The following is a 15,895-nucleotide window of genomic DNA, read 5'->3' as shown; positions in this document are numbered from 1 at the left end:
CAAGTCAACTGGGCGAGGCGCTTTCGGTTGGGTGGGGCGAGGTGACTTGGTTCCGTCGCGCGAGGGCGGGATTCAGGCGGAGGTTTCGACGGGTTCGCAGGGGCCGAAGCGGCGGCGGTATTCGGTGGGGGCGATGCCGACGAGGCGTTGGAAGTGGTGGCGGAGGAGGGCGCCGGAGCCGAAACCTGCTCGGGTGGCGATTTGTTCGAGGCCGAGGTCGGTTTCTTCGAGCAGTTGTTTGGTGAGCAGGACCCGCTGGTTGGTCAGCCACTTCACCGGGGTTGTTCCGGTTTCGGCGGCGAAGCGGCGGGCGAAGGTGCGGGTGGACATGGTGGAGCGGGCGGCGAGTTCCTCGATGGTGTGCGGGAGGTCGAGGTTGTCGTTCATCCACTCGAGCGTCGAGACGAGGCTGTCGGAGGTGCAGGTGGCGACGGGGCGTTCGATGAATTGCCGTTGGCCGCCGTCACGTTGGGGCGGCACCACCATGCGCCGGGCGATCGCGTTGGCAACCGCGCTGCCGAGTTCGCGGCGGACCAGGTGCAGGCACGCGTCGATGCCTGCCGCGGTGCCTGCGCTGGTGATCAGGTTGCCTTCGTCGACGAACAGCACGTCGGGGTCGACGGTCGCGTTCGGGTACAGCGCAGCGAGCTCGTCCACGTGGCCCCAGTGCGTGGTGCATTTGCGCCCGTCGAGCAGTCCGGCCGCGCCGGCCATGAACGCACCCGAGCACACCGTGAGCACGATGGCGCCTGCCGCAGCGGCGTCCCGGATGGCGTCGACGACCCGCGGGTCGAATCCGTGCTTCGCGTTGGCGGCGGGAATGGCGATCAGGTCCGCCTTCGCCAGCTCTTCGAGGCCGTAGTCGGGGGTGATGGAGACACCGGGGGCGGTGGACCGCAACGGCTTTCCTGGTTCGGCGCCGCAGACCTTGAAGTCGAAGGCTGGCAGGCCGTCGGCGGATCGGTCCAGTCCGAACACCTCGCAGATGACCCCGAATTCGAACATCGCCATGCGATCGGACAGCACCACCGCAACCTTGGACAGCATGCAATCAGTGTACTGGCTGAATCTTTACGAAGGGTGGCAGTACCGCCACTTTCGGCGGGAACTCATTGAGCGCAAAATTACTGCCATGGTTACTTTCGTACTCACCCTGGCAGTCATCGTCGGCTTTGCGATCCTCGTGCAGAGCTTCTCCAGCGCAGCATCAACCCCCGCCCTCACCGACCGCGACGCCGAGCGCATGCAGGCCGAGCTGACGGCGATGGTCGCCCGCGGCGCTCACCACTAATCCCCGCAGGCTGCCCCTGCCGGGACGGCTCCCAGAAGAGGAATCGACAACATGCGCGACGGAATAAGACAAACACCGAGACCGCGGCAACTCCGCGGCTGCAGAGCCAGTTAAGCCATGTGTCCGCCTACAAAAGCGGCCCGGCTCGGATCCCGAGCCGGGCCGCACTCGTGTACGGGGCTAGACGGCGGTGCCAGGCCCGATGCGCGGCTTGGGCGCCCGCATCTTGCGGATCTGCGAGGCGCGCACGAACGCGTACCAACCGATCTTGTAGCCGGTGTCGATGCTGTCCGGGAAACGCTCCCTGACCCGGTTGTTCACGATCCGCCCGAGCACGAAACCCTCGATGATCATGAAGGCCATCATCACCAGCATCGCCAGCGTGACGATCGTCTGCAGCGCAGGCGCGACGAACATCGACAGGATCAGCACCAGCGCCATCGGCATGAACAGGCCGACCAGGTTGCGCCTGGCATCGACGATGTCGCGGACGAACGCGCGCACCGGTCCCTGATCGCGCGGCAGCAGGTACTTGTCTTCGCCGGCGAGCATGCGGGTCCGGCGATCAGCGGCCGCAGCCTTGCGCTCGGCAGAGGCCGCTTTGCGGTCCTCCTTACTGCCACGCGCGGCCCTGCGCCGGGCGCGGGCTTCCTTCGTCGTCATCGGCGCAGGCGCGACCGGGCCGCGGCGCTTGCCTTGCGCGTCACGGCGTTTCGGAGTGGGACGGCCCTTGCCCGCGGTGGCGGAAACCGCCGTGCGAGTGGAGCCCGCGGCCGAGCTGTCGTCCACGACCGCCGTCTGATCGGCGGCCGCGTCGGTGGTGCTGGACTCGCCGCGACGGAACAATTTCACACCGACCAGGCTATTCGATGACATACGCGGCGGGAAATGCGGTCCGATTCGCGCAGGTGTGACAGGTCACGGTGGGGACGACGGCCGCTGGGGTTGCTGAACACGTGGGCGTGTGTTGCTCAGGACCCGGTGGTGGCAAGATGGGGAATAGCAGCCCGCCGAGTGGTGTTGACCGACACGACCCGTGCGCTGTTCACGGGTCGACGACAGGTTCCTCGAGGAGAGTTCATGACTGTGCAGAACGAGACCGCCACCGAAACCCACGGTGCCGTGCTGACCGATGCTGCCGCCAGCAAGGCGAAGGCGCTGCTGGACCAGGAGGGTCGCGACGACCTGGCGCTGCGCATTGCCGTGCAGCCCGGCGGGTGTGCCGGCCTGCGGTACCAGCTCTTCTTCGACGACCGCTCGCTCGACGGCGACATCGTTGTCGAATTCAGCGGCGTCAAGCTGGCTGTCGACCGGATGAGCGCCCCGTACATCCAGGGTGCCTCCATCGACTTCGTCGACACCATCGAGAAGCAGGGCTTCACGATCGACAACCCGAACGCCACCGGCTCCTGCGCCTGCGGCGATTCGTTCAACTGAAACTGGCCCGAACCGGGCGAACCGCGTAAACAGCCCGCCCCACGTGACCACTGGTTACGTGGGGTTGCGCATGTATGCCAGCGGAACAACAGATTTCGTAACTCGCCGGGCACGCCAAGCACTCAGTCCCTGCTCTACTGCCGCTCCGCAACGTGAATTTCGTGGCACTTACCCGTTCGCTGAAGACTCGGGGAGGCGGAACGAGCTACGGTGATGCAGGGACCTTGGTTTTCCCGGTCTTCACCCGCCTGTCGCCTACCGTTGAAGGGCTCAGCCTCGTGTCCATCGCCGTTTCCGCGTCCATTGCCACCGATCACCTCATGCGTTTTCCTGGACGGTTCGCCGACGCACTGCTGGCCGATCAACTCGACCACGTGTCACTGAGCTTCCTCGTCGACGATCTGCAGATCCGTCGCGGCGGTGTCGCGGGCAACATCGTTTATGCCATGGGGCTTTTGAACCGCACGCCCTTGCTCGTCGGTGCCGTCGGCGCCGACTTCGCCGAGTACCGCCAGTGGCTGGAATCGCACGGTGTCGATTGCTCCGGCGTGCTGATCTCCGAGCGGGCGCACACCGCCCGCTTCGTCTGCACCACCGACGACGACATGGCGCAGATCGCCTCGTTCTACCCGGGTGCGATGAGCGAGGCCCGCGACATCTCCATTGCCGAACTCGCGCAAGCGCATTCGCTGGACCTCGTGCTGGTCGGCGCCAACGACCCGGACGCGATGCTGCGGCACACCGCGCAGTGCCGCGAGCTCGGCATCCCGTTCGCCGCCGATCCGTCCCAGCAGCTGGCCAGGCTCGACGGTGAGCAGGCGATTCAGCTGATCGACGGCGCCGCTTACCTTTTCACCAACAAGTACGAGTGGGCGCTGCTGCTGCAGAAGACCGGCCTCAGCGAGGACGAGATCGCGCAGCGCGTCGGCATCCGGGTGACCACGCTCAGCGAGAATGGCGTGCACATCGTCGACAAGGACGGCACCGAGATCACCGTCGGCGTGGTCCCGGAGACCGTGAAGGTGGAGCCGACCGGTGTCGGTGACGCGTTCCGCGCGGGTTTCCTCACCGGCCACACCGCTGGCCTCAGCCTGGAGCGTTCCGCGCAGCTCGGTTCCCTCATCGCCGTGCTGGTGCTGGAGACGATGGGCACCCAGGAGTGGACGCTCAACAAGGAAGCCGCGCTCGAGCGGCTGGCAGGGGCGTACGGCGCCGAGGCGGCGGCGGAGATCAAGCCGCTGCTCTGAGGTCGGCGCCATTCCGGCGAGCGCCGGAGTCGGCGGTATCGAACACGAAGTAGTCGACAGGATCGAAGACGAAGTGAGTCGTCGGTATTGAAGACGAAGTGCCCCTCGACCTTTCGGTCGAGGGGCACTCTGTCGTCTCCGCTAGCCTGCGCACGAGCAAGCTTCAAGATCAGGAGGTAATAGTGCAGGCATCGCCCGAGAGCGCACCTGCACCAGTACCCCATGATCTTGAAAGGCTTACAGCGAGACCGGGTAGACCGGCTCCTGGATCTCCGGCTTGATCCGGTCCTCGACGAAAATGCCGTGCCACACCATGAACACCAGCAGGGTCCACAGCCGACGGCTGTGATCGGACGCGCCTGCGCGATGGGCGACGAGCATGTCGCTGATCGCCTTCTTGTTCAGCAGGTGATCGGTCTGCGATTCGGTGATCTGCTGCTGGGCCCAGTCGTAGAGTTCGGTGCCGCGCAGCCAATGCCGCAGCGGGACCGGGAAGCCGAGCTTGGCGCGGTGCAGCACGTGCGGCGGCACGATGCCCTCGAGCGCCTGGCGTAGCGCGTATTTCGTGGTTTCCTTGGTGATCTTCTGCTCGAACGGCAGCCCCTCGGCCACCTTAAGCACCTCGGAATCCAGGAACGGCACCCGCAATTCGAGCGAGTTCGCCATGGTCATCTTGTCGGCCTTGACCAGAATGTCGCCGCGCAACCAGGTGAACAGGTCCAGATGCTGCATGCGCGCCACCGGGTCCCAGCCGCGCGACTGCGCGTAGATCGGCGCGGTCACGTCCTGATGGGTCCATTCGGGCCGGAATTCGCGCAGCACGGAACGCAATTGGGCGTCGCTGAAGCTGCGCGCGTTGCCGTAGTAGCGCTGCTCCAGGCTCAACGAGCCACGGTGCAGCAGGCTCTTGCCGCGCGTGCCGTCCGGGATCTGCTCGGACAGCTTGCCCGCGAGCCGCCGCAGCCCGCCGGGCAGGTATTCGAACGGCTTGAGCGACAACGGCTCCCGGTAGATCGTGTACCCGCCGAACAGCTCGTCGGCGCCCTCACCGGACAGCACGACCTTCACGTGCTTGCGCGCTTCCTTGGCCACGAAGTACAGCGGCACCAGCGCCGGGTCGGCGACCGGATCATCGAGGTACCAGACGATTTCGGGAATCGCGTTGGCGAACTCGGCGGGGGAGACGGTCTTGATGACGTGCTTGGCGCCGATCGCCGCCGCGGTCTCGGCGGCGACGTCGGCCTCCGAATAGCCTTCGCGCTCGAAGCAGCTGGTGAAGGTGATCAGCTTCGGGTTGTGCCGCATGGCAAGCGCCGCCACCGCGGTGGAGTCGATGCCGCCGGACAGGAACGAGCCGACGGTGACGTCGGCACGCATGTGCTTGGCGACCGAATCTTCCATCGCCTCGGCGATCTCGCGGTAGCGCGCGGCCGCCGAGCCCGGCGCGAACGGACGAACCTTGAACTGCGGCTGGAAGTACCGGGTGGCCTTCGGCGCTTCGCCGGGCCGCACCGTCGCGTAGTTGCCGGATTCCAGCCGCCGGATGTCCTTGTGCAGCGTCTCCGCCTCCGGGACGTACTGCAGCACCGTGTAGTGCTCGAGCGCACGCGGATCCAGCGCATCGCTCAGGTCGAGCGCGGGCAGCAGTTCCAGCAGGCTCTTCTTCTCGCTGCCGAACGCGGTCCCGCCGGGCCCGGTGGCCAGGAACAACGGCTTGATGCCGAACGGGTCGCGGGCCAGGAACAGCTCGTTGGTCTCGGTGTCCCAGATCGCGAACGCGAACATGCCGCGCAGCTTCCGCACCGCCTCGGGACCCCAGTAGTGGAACGACGCGACAACCGCCTCGCCGTCACCCTCGGTCAGGAACATCGAGCCGTCGGCGAACTCGGCGCCGTGTGCCGCGGCCAGTTCCTCGCGCAGCTCCAGGTAGTTGTAGATCTCACCGTTGAAGGTCAGCGCATAGCGCTCCCGGTTCTCCGGCGGGCCCCAGCGCAGCGGCTGGTGGGAATGCTCGATGTCGATGATCGACAGGCGGTTGAAGCCGAAGATCATGTGATCGTCGTGCCAGGTGCCGCGCTCGTCGGGGCCGCGGTGCCGGACGCAGTGCAGCGCGTCGTACACCCGCTCCACCACGCCGGGTGCTGCTTCGTCAGATGTCAGAAACCCGAGCAGTCCACACACGGCGTCGGCAACCTCGTTTCTCCGGTCGGGGCGCCACCGAACCGTGGCGTCCACATGTCTTGCGGGGGCGGCGGGCGGTGTCTGTCGCGAGCGGTCGTTCCGGGACGTGCCGGAGCCTGCCCTCGCGGAGAACACAGCGGCCGAAATGTTGTGTCCGAGTATGCCGCACACGCCGGGTTCGCGCCTCGCGCGCACCCTGTCCAGGGCTTTTGACCGGACCCGCCGGAGCGGACGCGCAGGTGACCCGGGTCGGGGCGCGATCGGCGGAGTGTCGAATCCGACCCGACGACGAACAGGGCGCTCGTTTGGTCTACGCTGCGTAGTACTCAGGCCATTCTCAGGCGGCGCATGCGCACCGGAGACCGGCCTGACATGTGCTTAGAACGTATCGCCGGGCGGTCGCAGCCCAGGCGGTGCAAATGTCGGAATGTGTGGCGACCAGGAAGGCGTGAGCGTGGCGCACAAGGCGAGCGAAGTGATCGGGGCACGACCCTCGGGTCGAGGCCGTATCCTTCGGCGGGCCGGGCTGGCGGTGTCCCTCGGGATCACCGCGGTGCTCGTCTCGGGCTGCTCCATCGACAATGTTTGGCTGCGGTTCGGCTGGCCATCGGGCATCACGCCGCAGGCCACCAAGATGCGCGAGCTCTGGACCTGGTCGGTCATCGCCGCACTGCTGATGGGCGTGCTGGTGTGGGGCCTGACCTTCTGGACCGTCGCCTTCCACCGCAAGAAGGCCGACTCCCCGGAGTTCCCGCGGCAGACCGGCTACAACGTGCCGCTCGAGCTGACTTACACGGCTGTGCCGTTCGTCATCATCGCGGTGCTGTTCTACTTCACCGTCGTCGTGCAGAACTACGTGCACGAGAAGATCCCCAACCCTGACGTCACCGTCGATGTGACCGCCTTCCAGTGGAACTGGAAGTTCGGTTACCGCAACGTCGATTTCAAGGACGGCGCCAAGTACACCTTCAACGGCATCGACACCACGCGTGAGGCGTCGAACCAGGAGCAGTTGGAGGAGTACAAGGAGCGGACCAAGGACGGTCACCCGCAGCCGGGCCCGGTGCACGGCAAGCCGGAGAACGACATCCTGTCCTACCTGCACTACAACACGGTCGAGACCTACGGCTCCAGCAGCGAGGTGCCTGTCCTGGTGCTGCCGACCAACAAGGTGATCGAGTTCCAGCTCGCCGCCGCGGACGTGGTGCACGCCTTCTGGGTGCCGGAGTTCCTGTTCAAGCGCGACGTGATGCCGAACCCGAAGGAAAACCACTCGGACAACGTCTTCCAGATCACCAAGATCGAAAAGGAAGGCGCGTTCGTCGGCCGCTGCGCCGAAATGTGCGGCACCTTCCACTCGATGATGAACTTCGAGGTCCGCGCGGTCTCGCCGGAGAAGTTCACCAAGTACCTGGACGCGCGCAAGGCGGGCAAGACCAACGCCGAAGCGCTCGATTCCATCGGGGAGTCGCCGGTCGCCACGTCGACTCGGCCGTTCAACACCGAGCGCACGACCAAGACCGCGGCCGAGGCAAAGTAAGGACTGATCTGATATGAAGATCGAAGCGCGGATTTTCGAACTGCTGACGTTGTTCTTCGTGATCACCGCGGTGATCTACGGATACTTCACCGGCGTGTCCCGTACCGGCGTGGAATGGGCAGGCACCACCGCGATCGTGCTGACCGCAGGCCTGTCGCTGATCATCGGCACCTACTTCCGCTTCGTTGCGCGTCGCCTCGACCTGCGTCCCGAAGACTACGAAGACGCTGAAATCGTCGACGGTGCAGGCGATCTCGGGTTCTTCTCGCCCGGCAGCTTCTGGCCCATCACGCTGGCCGCGGCCGGTGCCATCACCGCTACCGGCTTCGCGTTCTTCCAGTTCTGGTTGATCGGGCTCGGCGTGATCTGCATCCTGATCGCCGCCGCTGGGTTGGTCTTCGAGTACTACGTGGGACCCGAAAAGCACTGAGCTTGCTGACAAGAGCCCCTTCCGCGTGCGGGAGGGGCTCTTGCTGTTTTCGGGTTCGGAATAACGAGCGACGCGGTAACCGGTTGCCGCCGTGGGGTACTCGCAATCAATTGGGATGCGCCGCGCGGCCCGTTTCGGCAGCATGAGGGCATGGGCTGGAGCTTCACCGACGATGTCGATCAGTATCTGAGGGCGGCGGGCGAGTTCCTGCGGTCTCGGCCTGCCGAACACAATCTCGCGTTGACGGTGAGCGCGACCGTTGCCGCAGGCAACATGCCGGGGGATGGGAACCCGCCGCTGTTCGGCTGGTTGTCGCGGGACGGCCGGGTAGTGGGAGCGATAGTCCATGCCAGGCCTGCCCCGCTGGGTCTGTTCGGACTTGCTGCCGCCGACACGGCCGAGTTGGTCGCGGCGTTGAGCGACGCTGGTCGCGACGTCGAATATGTCCTCGGCCCGGTCGGTGTCGCGCAGGGCTTCGCCGAAGCCTCGCGATGCGGATACGAGGTCGTTGAACACCAGCTGCTCTACCGGTTGAATGGGCTGGTGGCGCCGCGCCCGACGGTCGGGCAGGCCCGGCTCGCTCAACAGTCCGACCGGGAGGTGCTGGAGGATTTCACCAAGGTGTTCGCGCACGAGGACACTTCGGTGCCGTTCGATGAGGTCGGAGAGCGGCTGTCCTACAACGGCATCTGGTTGTGGGAAGTCGACGGGCAGCCGGTGTCGGTCGCCGCGCTCTCCCGCAGCGTTGCCGGGATGGTGCGGATCGGCCTGGTGGCCACCCCACCGGAACATCGCGGGCACGGCTATGCGGCTGCGGTGACGCACCACGTGTCGCGAGTTGCGCTCGACGCGGGCCACCATGAGGTGCTGCTGTTCACCGACAAGTCGAATCGCACGAGCAACGGCATCTATCAGCGGTTGGGTTACGAGTTCGTCGAAGAGCAGATCCAAATGCGGCTCGGCGCAAGCTATTAGGGTGTTGGGCCGACGTCGTCGCGGAAGGTGAAGGCCGCCGAGGCCTTCTCGGGCGGCGACTAGCGGCGGCACGGCGCCGAGACCGCGTGGGTCAGCGGGTGCTGGGCTGCCTGCGCGGCTGGTGTTCGAAATTCGAGATGCTGCATCGGTGTTCGAGCGCTCGCGAAACACGTTGCGCTGGTGGCATATGTGGGCAGCAGCGCACAGTGAGGGTGCGCTACCACCACGAAATCGACTGCGCCTCAAGGTCTCATGATGCAGAGGCGCCGCTACAGAGCGCAGCCGCCAGCATCGCGATCCAGCGCGGAATCCTCAACGAGGAGCGTGGCGCGATGTGGTCTTGACGGGTGTCTGTTGCTGAGGGCGTGCATCGGGCGGCGCCGTGTGGTGTTGCCGCGGGTTGGTTGTTGAGGGCGTGCATTGGGGGTGGGGGCGCGTGGTGTTGCCGCGGGTTGGTTGTTGAGGGCGTGTATTGGGGGCGGCGCCGTGTGGTGTTGCCGCGGGTTGGTTGTTGAGGGGCGTGCATTGGGGGTGGGGGCGTGTGGTCTTGCCGCGCGTTAGATGCCGAGGGCGTGCACTAAATGGGCCGTTGAGCGAAATGGGCCGTTGAGCGCTAGCTGCCGAGGGCGTGCATCAGGCGGGCCGTCGAGCGAGGGGCGACGGCGGCGAGGGCGTAGAGGGTGCGGCTGAACCGGGGGTCGGCGCGGGGGCAACGGCTGAGGACGGCAGCTTCGACCCGGTGGGCGGCCTGATCGGCCGCTGGGACGTGCGGTTCGTCCTGGGGTGCCTCGGGGTCGATATCGGCCTGGAAGGCCGGGTAGTGGACGCTGGAGACCTGAATGCCGTGCGGGGCGAGCTCGGCGTCGGCGCACTGGCCGAAGGTGATCCAGGCGGCCTGTGCGCTCGCGTAGGACGCGAAATTCGGTGCGGCGCTGATGTTTGCGCTCCACGGGCCGACGTTGACGACGTGGCCCGCACTGGCGCGCAGCATGGCAGGCAGCAGGCCGAGGGTGAGGCGCAGCGGGCCGAAGTAGTTGGCGGCCATCATGGTTTGGTAGTCGCGGAAGCGATGCAGTGTCTGCGTGACCGACCGCTGCAGCGGGCGACCTGCGTTGTTGATCAGCACATCGACCGCACCGTATTCGCTGAGCACCCACGTGACCAGCTGGTCGACGTCGCCGAGCGCGGCGACGTCGCACCGGCACCAGTGTGCTTCACCGCCGTCCGCGCGGATCGTCGCGCACGCATCGATGAGCTGGTCGCTGCGTCGCGCGACCAACAGCACCTGAGCGCCGCGTCCGGCTAGTAGTCCCGCGGTGGTGCGCCCGATCTCGGAGCAGGCGTCGGTGATGAGAATCCGCTTACCTGTGAGGGTTTCCTCGGTCGAGCGGAGGCGCTTCGCGAACAGGGCAGGGGCAGGGCGAAATTCAAGCATCGGCACAGCAACCTTCACATGCGAATGAGCTGGACGAACGCGCGGCACCCCGCCGACAGTGCCGAATCGCCTGTATCGCTAACGATCAGCGACCGGGTGCGACGCGTGACAGTCTAAGGGCCGTCCCACCTTCCGCACCGCGGTTTCGCCGACTCCGTTCGTCAGCGTGACTGTTGCTCTGCGATGACTGCTCAACCGTTCGCGGGACCGACGGCGTCACTCCACGATTGGATCGCGCAGGCGATCAGGTCGTTCCCGAGAATGTTCACGGTGTCGGCCTGCCTTGTGCAGCTCATCGGACGCTGCCGAAGACCGGCGCCGCGACTGTAGCCGACGCCATGCTCGGCGTGTGCTACGCAGGCACAACGGGCAAGCCGGTGCTCGCCGTTGCGGGGACAACGTCCAGCATCCCGTCCGGGGTTTGCGCGAGGTGCCGGAGCCGAGGAAAGTCTCGGCAACTCGCGCAGGCACGCTGGCCCGACCAGTGCTCACCGTTGCGAGGTTGACATGCGCTGTCCCGTCCGAGGTCTGCCCGAGCCGAGGAAAGTCTCGGCAACTGCCCGATCGCCGGACCGGATCGAGAAGACCACCAGCGCGCGCATGGCCTCGACGACCGAGGAACCGCGACGGGCACCCGCCGCAGCGAGCTCAGGCCCCAAACGCAAACAACCGCACACCTTCTGAGATCCGTACGCGTGTTGGTGCGGCAAAGTCGCTACGCGAGAGATCAGAAAGTGTGCGGCTGGTGGTTGTGCGCGGTCTTACTCCTCGGATTCGTAGCGCAGGGCGTTCTCCGAGCGGCAGATCTCGTCGATCCCGGAAACGATGTCGCGCAACTGTTCCGAGGGCAGCGCGGCGGGGCGCAGGCGCGAGGTGAACGTGATCAGCCCGTGGTCCTCGGGGGACAGACCGCGCGCGGCGGATTCCGTGCGCAGGTAACGCGAGCGCACACCGTAGGTCATCGCCGAGATGACGGTGAAGCACCCGGTGCGCTCACGGTGGCCCGCGAACAGATCGTGGAGGCGGTAGAACACCGACGTATAGCTCGACAGCGGCGCGAAAACGCCCACCCGGTAGGCCGGACCACGCTCGGATGAACTGAGCGCCGTATCGGCCAAATACTCGGCATCGCGCAGGGTCTGCACCTTCGGCGCGAACAACACCGCGCCCGCCGCCGCATTACGCAACGGCATACCCGCGGGCCCCGCCGCCGCGGAAGCGATGACGCCGAGCGACTTTCGTGCACGCGACCCGACCTCACGCCGTGCGCGCAGCCCACGAGTCGGCTCGGTGGGGTACAGGCTCGACCACTGGCCGAACCGCACCGTGCCCAACTGCACATGTCCGGTGCCACCCGGCCGTGCGACCTTCAGCGGCGCGGTGTCGACCCACCGGCCGACCTGCAGCGCCGCATTGCCCGGCCGGGTGATCTCCGCGTAGGCGTGCTCGACGAACGAATCGAAATCGAGGAACCGGTCCGCGTTGGTGTTGAGCCAGGTGCGGTCCTTGTCGATGTCGATCACGTCGAGGGTGAGCGCGGTGATGATGCCCGCACGCCCGCCCGCGCCGAGGATGCGGTGGAACCGCTCGGTGTGATGGGTGCGCCCGCAGGTGCCGATGCGGCCATCGGTGTCGACGTACTCCAGATCGACAACCTGGTCGATGAACATGCCGTACTTGTGCGACGCCGCGCTCACCCCGCCGACGGACGCGAAACCGCCTGCGGTGATGTCGCGATGGTCGCCGACGATCGGCAGGCCGAGTCCGTGCGCGCCGAGCCGCCGATCGATATCGGACAGTTTGGCGCCCGCTTGCACCCGCACCGTCCGCCGCCCCAGGTTGATGTCGAGCACCTGATTCATCCGTCGTAGCGACACCACGGTCGGCTGGGCGGGCAGCGTGAGTCCATCGTCGAGTTGCTCGCCGCCACGCACCGTAAGGCGTTCCGTGCGGCCTCGTGAATCCCGAACCGTGCGAACGACATCCGCTGTATCGCGGGGTAGATATTCCTCAGCGGAGACAAACTGCGGCGTGCTCATGGCACGCAAGCTAACCACAGCACGGCCCGCGGCGCTCACCCGATCTCGAGAGCGAGTAAACCGCCCGCACAGCGCGCCTCAGCGGACGCCGGCGCCGGACGTCCGCGAGGCGCAGGTAAGCGCTATCCGCCCGCAGGTGCCAGCCGCTTACTGAACAGCACAGATCCGGCCGCGTCACACAAACTGACCGTCAGCTCCCTTGACTTGCCGTCGATCAACACCTCGCCGAAATGCTGGAAGGCGTCCAGCGGTGAACTGTTCTGCACCGGTGGGGCGTGCACGAACACCGCCTCCGGGCCGAACGTCGCATCGAGCTCGTTCGGGCCGAACGCGCCCGCGTTGAGCGGCCCGGAGACGAACTCCCAGAACTCGTCGAAGTCGGTGAACGCCGCGCGCTCCGGCGCATAGTGGTGCGCCGCCGTGTAGTGCACGTCGGCGGTCAGCCACACCACGTTCGCGACCTTGTTCGCCTTGATCGCCGACAGCACCTGGGCAACCTCGGTTTCCCGGCCCGACGGTGCGCCCGGATCGTTGTTCGCCGGTCCCTCGAACGCGGTCGTGTTCGGCTGCTCGCCGTCCTTGACCACCAGGCCGAGCGGCAGATCGTTGGCGACGATCTTCCAGGTCGCCTTGGAGTCACGCAGCCCCTCGATCAGCCACTTCGTTTGTGCCGCACCGAAAATGCGGCCGTCGGGGCCGTTGTTGGCGTTGTTGGTGTCCTTGTAGGTCCGCATGTCGAGCACGAAGACATCGAGCAGCGGGCCGTAGGAGATCTTGCGGTAGAGGCGGCCGTCCACCGCCTCCTTCGGCTCCACCGGCATCCATTCGTGGAAGGCCTGCCAGGCGCGCGTCGCCAGGGTGTCCATGCTGCGCTCGGTGTACTTCTTGGACTCGGCGACCTGACCGCCCGGGTACCAGTTGTTGACCGTCTCGTGGTCGTCCCACTGCACCACCTGCGCGACCGAGGTGTTGAAACGGAGGTAGTTCTGGTCGGTCAGGTTGTAGGCGTAGTTGCCGCGGAACTGCTGAAGTGTCTGTGCCGGAGCGCTTTTCGCCTCCGAGACGATGTTGCGCCAGATTCGCCCGTCCGGCAGCGTCACCGATTCCTTGACCGGGTTGTCCGCGTAGATGCTGTCGCCCGAGTGCAGGAACAGGTGCGGGTCGCGGGCGGCCATCGTGGAGAAGATCTTCATGCCGCCAAGATCCGGGTTGATTCCGTAACCTTGACCGACAACATCGCCGGACCACTGCAGCTTGATATCCGAGGCGCTGGTCGGCACCGTGCGGAACACGCCAGTGATCGGTTCGGAGGTGGCGCCGTTCTCGCCCTCCAATGTCACCCGGTAATGCACTTGCTGGCCCGCGGGCAACCCGTTGACCCGCACCCGCCCGGTCCCATCACTATCCGGAGTGAGCAACGGCCCAGTGAATCGTTTGACGTCGGTGAACGACGCGCTCGACGACGTCTCGACGATGAGCTTCGACGGACCGTCCGCCCGCGCCCAGATCAACGCACCGTCACTGCGCGGATCACCCACCGCCACACCGTGCGTCAGCGCGGGCCGCTGCCGAACCAGCCCCGGCCCGTCATTGGACGAACACGCCGCCAACGCGGGCGCGGCCACCAGCCCGAGCGCCGAGGTCCGCAACAGGTTGCGCCGGGAAAAGTTCGATCCACTCATGCGCTCACCCTGACCCAGCTATCCCAACGCAAAGTGAACAGCCCAGGTCCGGCTAGCTAACGCCCCTTCCCCCACAAGGTGTCCTCCCTCTCACCGCCCGCACCGAAACCCCACCCACCCGTCGCCCCTGCGAACCTGGCCGGTATCGGGTGATCAGCCCCGCCGCCCAGACGATTTCACCCGAGACAACCTCGACGGCCGAATGCGTGTGGCCAGTATCGGGTGGTCGCGCCGTTGCTCCGGCGATTTCACCTGGGCGGTTGGCTCGGACGGCTTCCCGCAGCCGCCGAGCCTGTCTTCCCCCTTGTGGTCAGCGGAGAGTGAACGTCGCACGGCCGGACAGGTGTTCCAATTCCTTGGGCTGCGGGTAGTGCTCGGAGTACGTCACTAGCCACGCCTCCACCTTGCCTGTGCCAGGTGCTGTGCCGAAGCCGGTGATCACGCCGTCCGGTGCCTGCTGAAGGACGCCGTTCGCGTCGACAGGATGCACCTGTCCATTGGTTGCTCCGGAGTCGAGGTTCTTCCAGCTCACCCCGACGAAATATGGCGAACAGTTCTGGCCGGACTGAGTGATCTTCACCCGAACGCCGAACGTGCCGGACTGCGGTTGCGGCACAGTCTCGGCGTTGATGATCGCGGCGCAGTTGCCGGGGACCCGGGTCAGCGTCGGGGTGAACTGGACGACCGGGTCGCCGGGGACAGCGCCAGCGGATCCGGCGAACCCAATTACCGCGGCAGCGATCGTCGTGACGATAACCCCGGCACGAACCGAGAACTGTTGTAGCGGACTATTTTTCAGACTCATGCCTATTAAGTCGGCACACACCCGAGCGTCGTTATCGGCACGGTTGCCCCGAATACCTTGGTCTGGCTGCGTTCCACACCCCGCTGTACACGCACCGCGCCAACACGATCCACCCGCGTGCGAAGCCCCAACCAGCAGACCCGCAGCAGCCCATGTCGACAGCTGGCACGGACACGTCCCACTCGCCCGCGCGCAGCGTCACGAGTGGTACATGGTGGAGGCGACACGCCGTAATCGCCTCCGTCATGTACCACTCGTGCGGACGCATCTCGCTGGGTGGGACATGCGGAAGGTGTTGCGCCACCCATGAGGCGGCGGTGGCGCTTTGGGGTGAGCCCGTGCCCGTCAGGGCGAGTGCGTTCGCGGCACTTCAAGAGCGCAAGGGTAGGCAGGGCGAGTGCGTGCTCGGTGGGTAAAGAGCGCAGGGGGTAGGGCGGAAACGGTCGGCAGGCAGGAACATTCGACGTGGCCGATCTCGAAGCCCGCAGACCCTTTGAACCCGCCGACCCTTTTATTTCGAAAGCTCTCGAAACCGGACCACAGCCAAGTGACCCGGCTGGGACAAGACGCCGCGTGACTGACTGCGGAGGTCAGCCGGGTACGGCAGGCGAAGCAACCACGCTAATCCGGTGCACACACCGAGATGCCGTACTCGCGTAGGCAACCGTAAAGCCGGGGAAATCTTTCCGCTCTTCGCGAGACCTGGGTAAGTCCGGCTTTGTTGGACGGTTTGCGTTGGCCGTCTCGGGGTTTGGGGATCCGAGTTTGGTGTGCTCTTCTCCGCGGGTTTGACGGTCGCCTAGCGAGCGGGACGGTCTCGGGGTTTGCACTGG

Annotated in this window: 13 protein-coding genes; 6 read left to right on the top strand and 7 right to left on the bottom strand. The window is 66.1% G+C overall.

Annotated elements, in window-relative coordinates; genetic code table 11:
- Nucleotides 1-72: 72 nt before the first annotated feature.
- Nucleotides 73-1,047 carry a helix-turn-helix domain-containing protein gene (locus NA11_RS28635; protein WP_069165135.1) on the bottom strand — a complete coding sequence of 325 codons (975 nt, stop codon included), beginning with the start codon at nucleotides 1,045-1,047 and terminating at the stop codon, nucleotides 73-75.
- A gap of 7 nt (nucleotides 1,048-1,054) precedes the next feature.
- On the opposite strand from NA11_RS28635, the gene NA11_RS28630 reads away from it, so the two are divergent.
- Entirely contained in the window at nucleotides 1,055-1,291 is a 237-nt protein-coding gene (locus NA11_RS28630; RefSeq protein ID WP_141717895.1) for a hypothetical protein, read from the top strand.
- A gap of 180 nt (nucleotides 1,292-1,471) precedes the next feature.
- Here NA11_RS28630 and NA11_RS28625 read toward each other — a convergent pair whose 3' ends face one another.
- Nucleotides 1,472-2,143, bottom strand: a complete 672-nt coding sequence (locus NA11_RS28625) for a DUF3043 domain-containing protein (RefSeq protein WP_069165133.1) — start codon at nucleotides 2,141-2,143, stop codon at nucleotides 1,472-1,474.
- 228 nt (nucleotides 2,144-2,371) lie between these two features.
- On the opposite strand from NA11_RS28625, the gene NA11_RS28620 reads away from it, so the two are divergent.
- Both NA11_RS28620 and NA11_RS28615 read left to right on the top strand, forming a co-directional pair.
- The gene (locus NA11_RS28620; protein ID WP_069165132.1) at nucleotides 2,372-2,728 is read left to right on the top strand and encodes a HesB/IscA family protein; all 357 of its coding nucleotides are present in this window, start codon (nucleotides 2,372-2,374) and stop codon (nucleotides 2,726-2,728) included.
- A 278-nt stretch (nucleotides 2,729-3,006) separates the two neighbouring features.
- On the top strand, nucleotides 3,007-3,975 hold the full coding sequence (locus tag NA11_RS28615; RefSeq protein ID WP_069165131.1) for a carbohydrate kinase family protein: 969 nt from the start codon (nucleotides 3,007-3,009) through the stop codon (nucleotides 3,973-3,975).
- Between the two features lie 237 nt (nucleotides 3,976-4,212).
- On the opposite strand, the gene asnB is transcribed toward NA11_RS28615, so the two are convergent.
- On the bottom strand, nucleotides 4,213-6,156 hold the full coding sequence (gene asnB / locus NA11_RS28610) for an asparagine synthase (glutamine-hydrolyzing) (protein WP_069165137.1): 1,944 nt from the start codon (nucleotides 6,154-6,156) through the stop codon (nucleotides 4,213-4,215).
- A gap of 454 nt (nucleotides 6,157-6,610) precedes the next feature.
- On the opposite strand from asnB, the gene ctaC reads away from it, so the two are divergent.
- The 3 genes from ctaC to NA11_RS28595 all read left to right on the top strand — a co-directional run bounded on the left by ctaC (nucleotide 6,611) and on the right by NA11_RS28595 (nucleotide 9,101).
- Nucleotides 6,611-7,696 (top strand): aa3-type cytochrome oxidase subunit II, encoded by a 1,086-nt coding sequence (ctaC, locus tag NA11_RS28605; protein WP_069165136.1) that lies wholly within the window; start codon nucleotides 6,611-6,613, stop codon nucleotides 7,694-7,696.
- Nucleotides 7,697-7,709: 13 nt separating this feature from the next.
- Complete coding sequence (locus NA11_RS28600) at nucleotides 7,710-8,126, top strand: cytochrome c oxidase subunit 4 (protein ID WP_069165130.1); 417 nt, start codon at nucleotides 7,710-7,712, stop codon at nucleotides 8,124-8,126.
- Nucleotides 8,127-8,276: 150 nt separating this feature from the next.
- Nucleotides 8,277-9,101, top strand: coding sequence for a GNAT family N-acetyltransferase (locus NA11_RS28595; protein WP_069165129.1), 825 nt, complete (start codon nucleotides 8,277-8,279; stop codon nucleotides 9,099-9,101).
- Nucleotides 9,102-9,714: 613 nt separating this feature from the next.
- Here the strand turns inward: NA11_RS28595 and NA11_RS28590 are convergent.
- The 4 genes from NA11_RS28590 to NA11_RS28575 all read right to left on the bottom strand — a co-directional run bounded on the left by NA11_RS28590 (nucleotide 9,715) and on the right by NA11_RS28575 (nucleotide 15,062).
- Nucleotides 9,715-10,536: an SDR family NAD(P)-dependent oxidoreductase gene (locus NA11_RS28590; protein ID WP_141717893.1), complete on the bottom strand. Its 822-nt coding sequence runs from the start codon at nucleotides 10,534-10,536 to the stop codon at nucleotides 9,715-9,717.
- A 761-nt stretch (nucleotides 10,537-11,297) separates the two neighbouring features.
- Entirely contained in the window at nucleotides 11,298-12,575 is a 1,278-nt protein-coding gene (locus tag NA11_RS28585; RefSeq protein WP_069165127.1) for an FAD-binding oxidoreductase, read from the bottom strand.
- 122 nt (nucleotides 12,576-12,697) lie between these two features.
- Nucleotides 12,698-14,257: an alkaline phosphatase D family protein gene (locus NA11_RS28580; RefSeq protein ID WP_069165126.1), complete on the bottom strand. Its 1,560-nt coding sequence runs from the start codon at nucleotides 14,255-14,257 to the stop codon at nucleotides 12,698-12,700.
- Between the two features lie 310 nt (nucleotides 14,258-14,567).
- Nucleotides 14,568-15,062, bottom strand: a complete 495-nt coding sequence (locus tag NA11_RS28575; protein WP_069165125.1) for a hypothetical protein — start codon at nucleotides 15,060-15,062, stop codon at nucleotides 14,568-14,570.
- Nucleotides 15,063-15,895 lie beyond the last annotated feature (833 nt).

The sequence above is a fragment of the Nocardia altamirensis NBRC 108246 genome, from assembly GCF_001612685.1.
Taxonomy (GTDB): domain Bacteria; phylum Actinomycetota; class Actinomycetes; order Mycobacteriales; family Mycobacteriaceae; genus Nocardia; species Nocardia altamirensis.
Note: the sequence above shows the minus strand (reverse complement) of the source record. Positions and strands in the feature narration are given on the sequence as shown.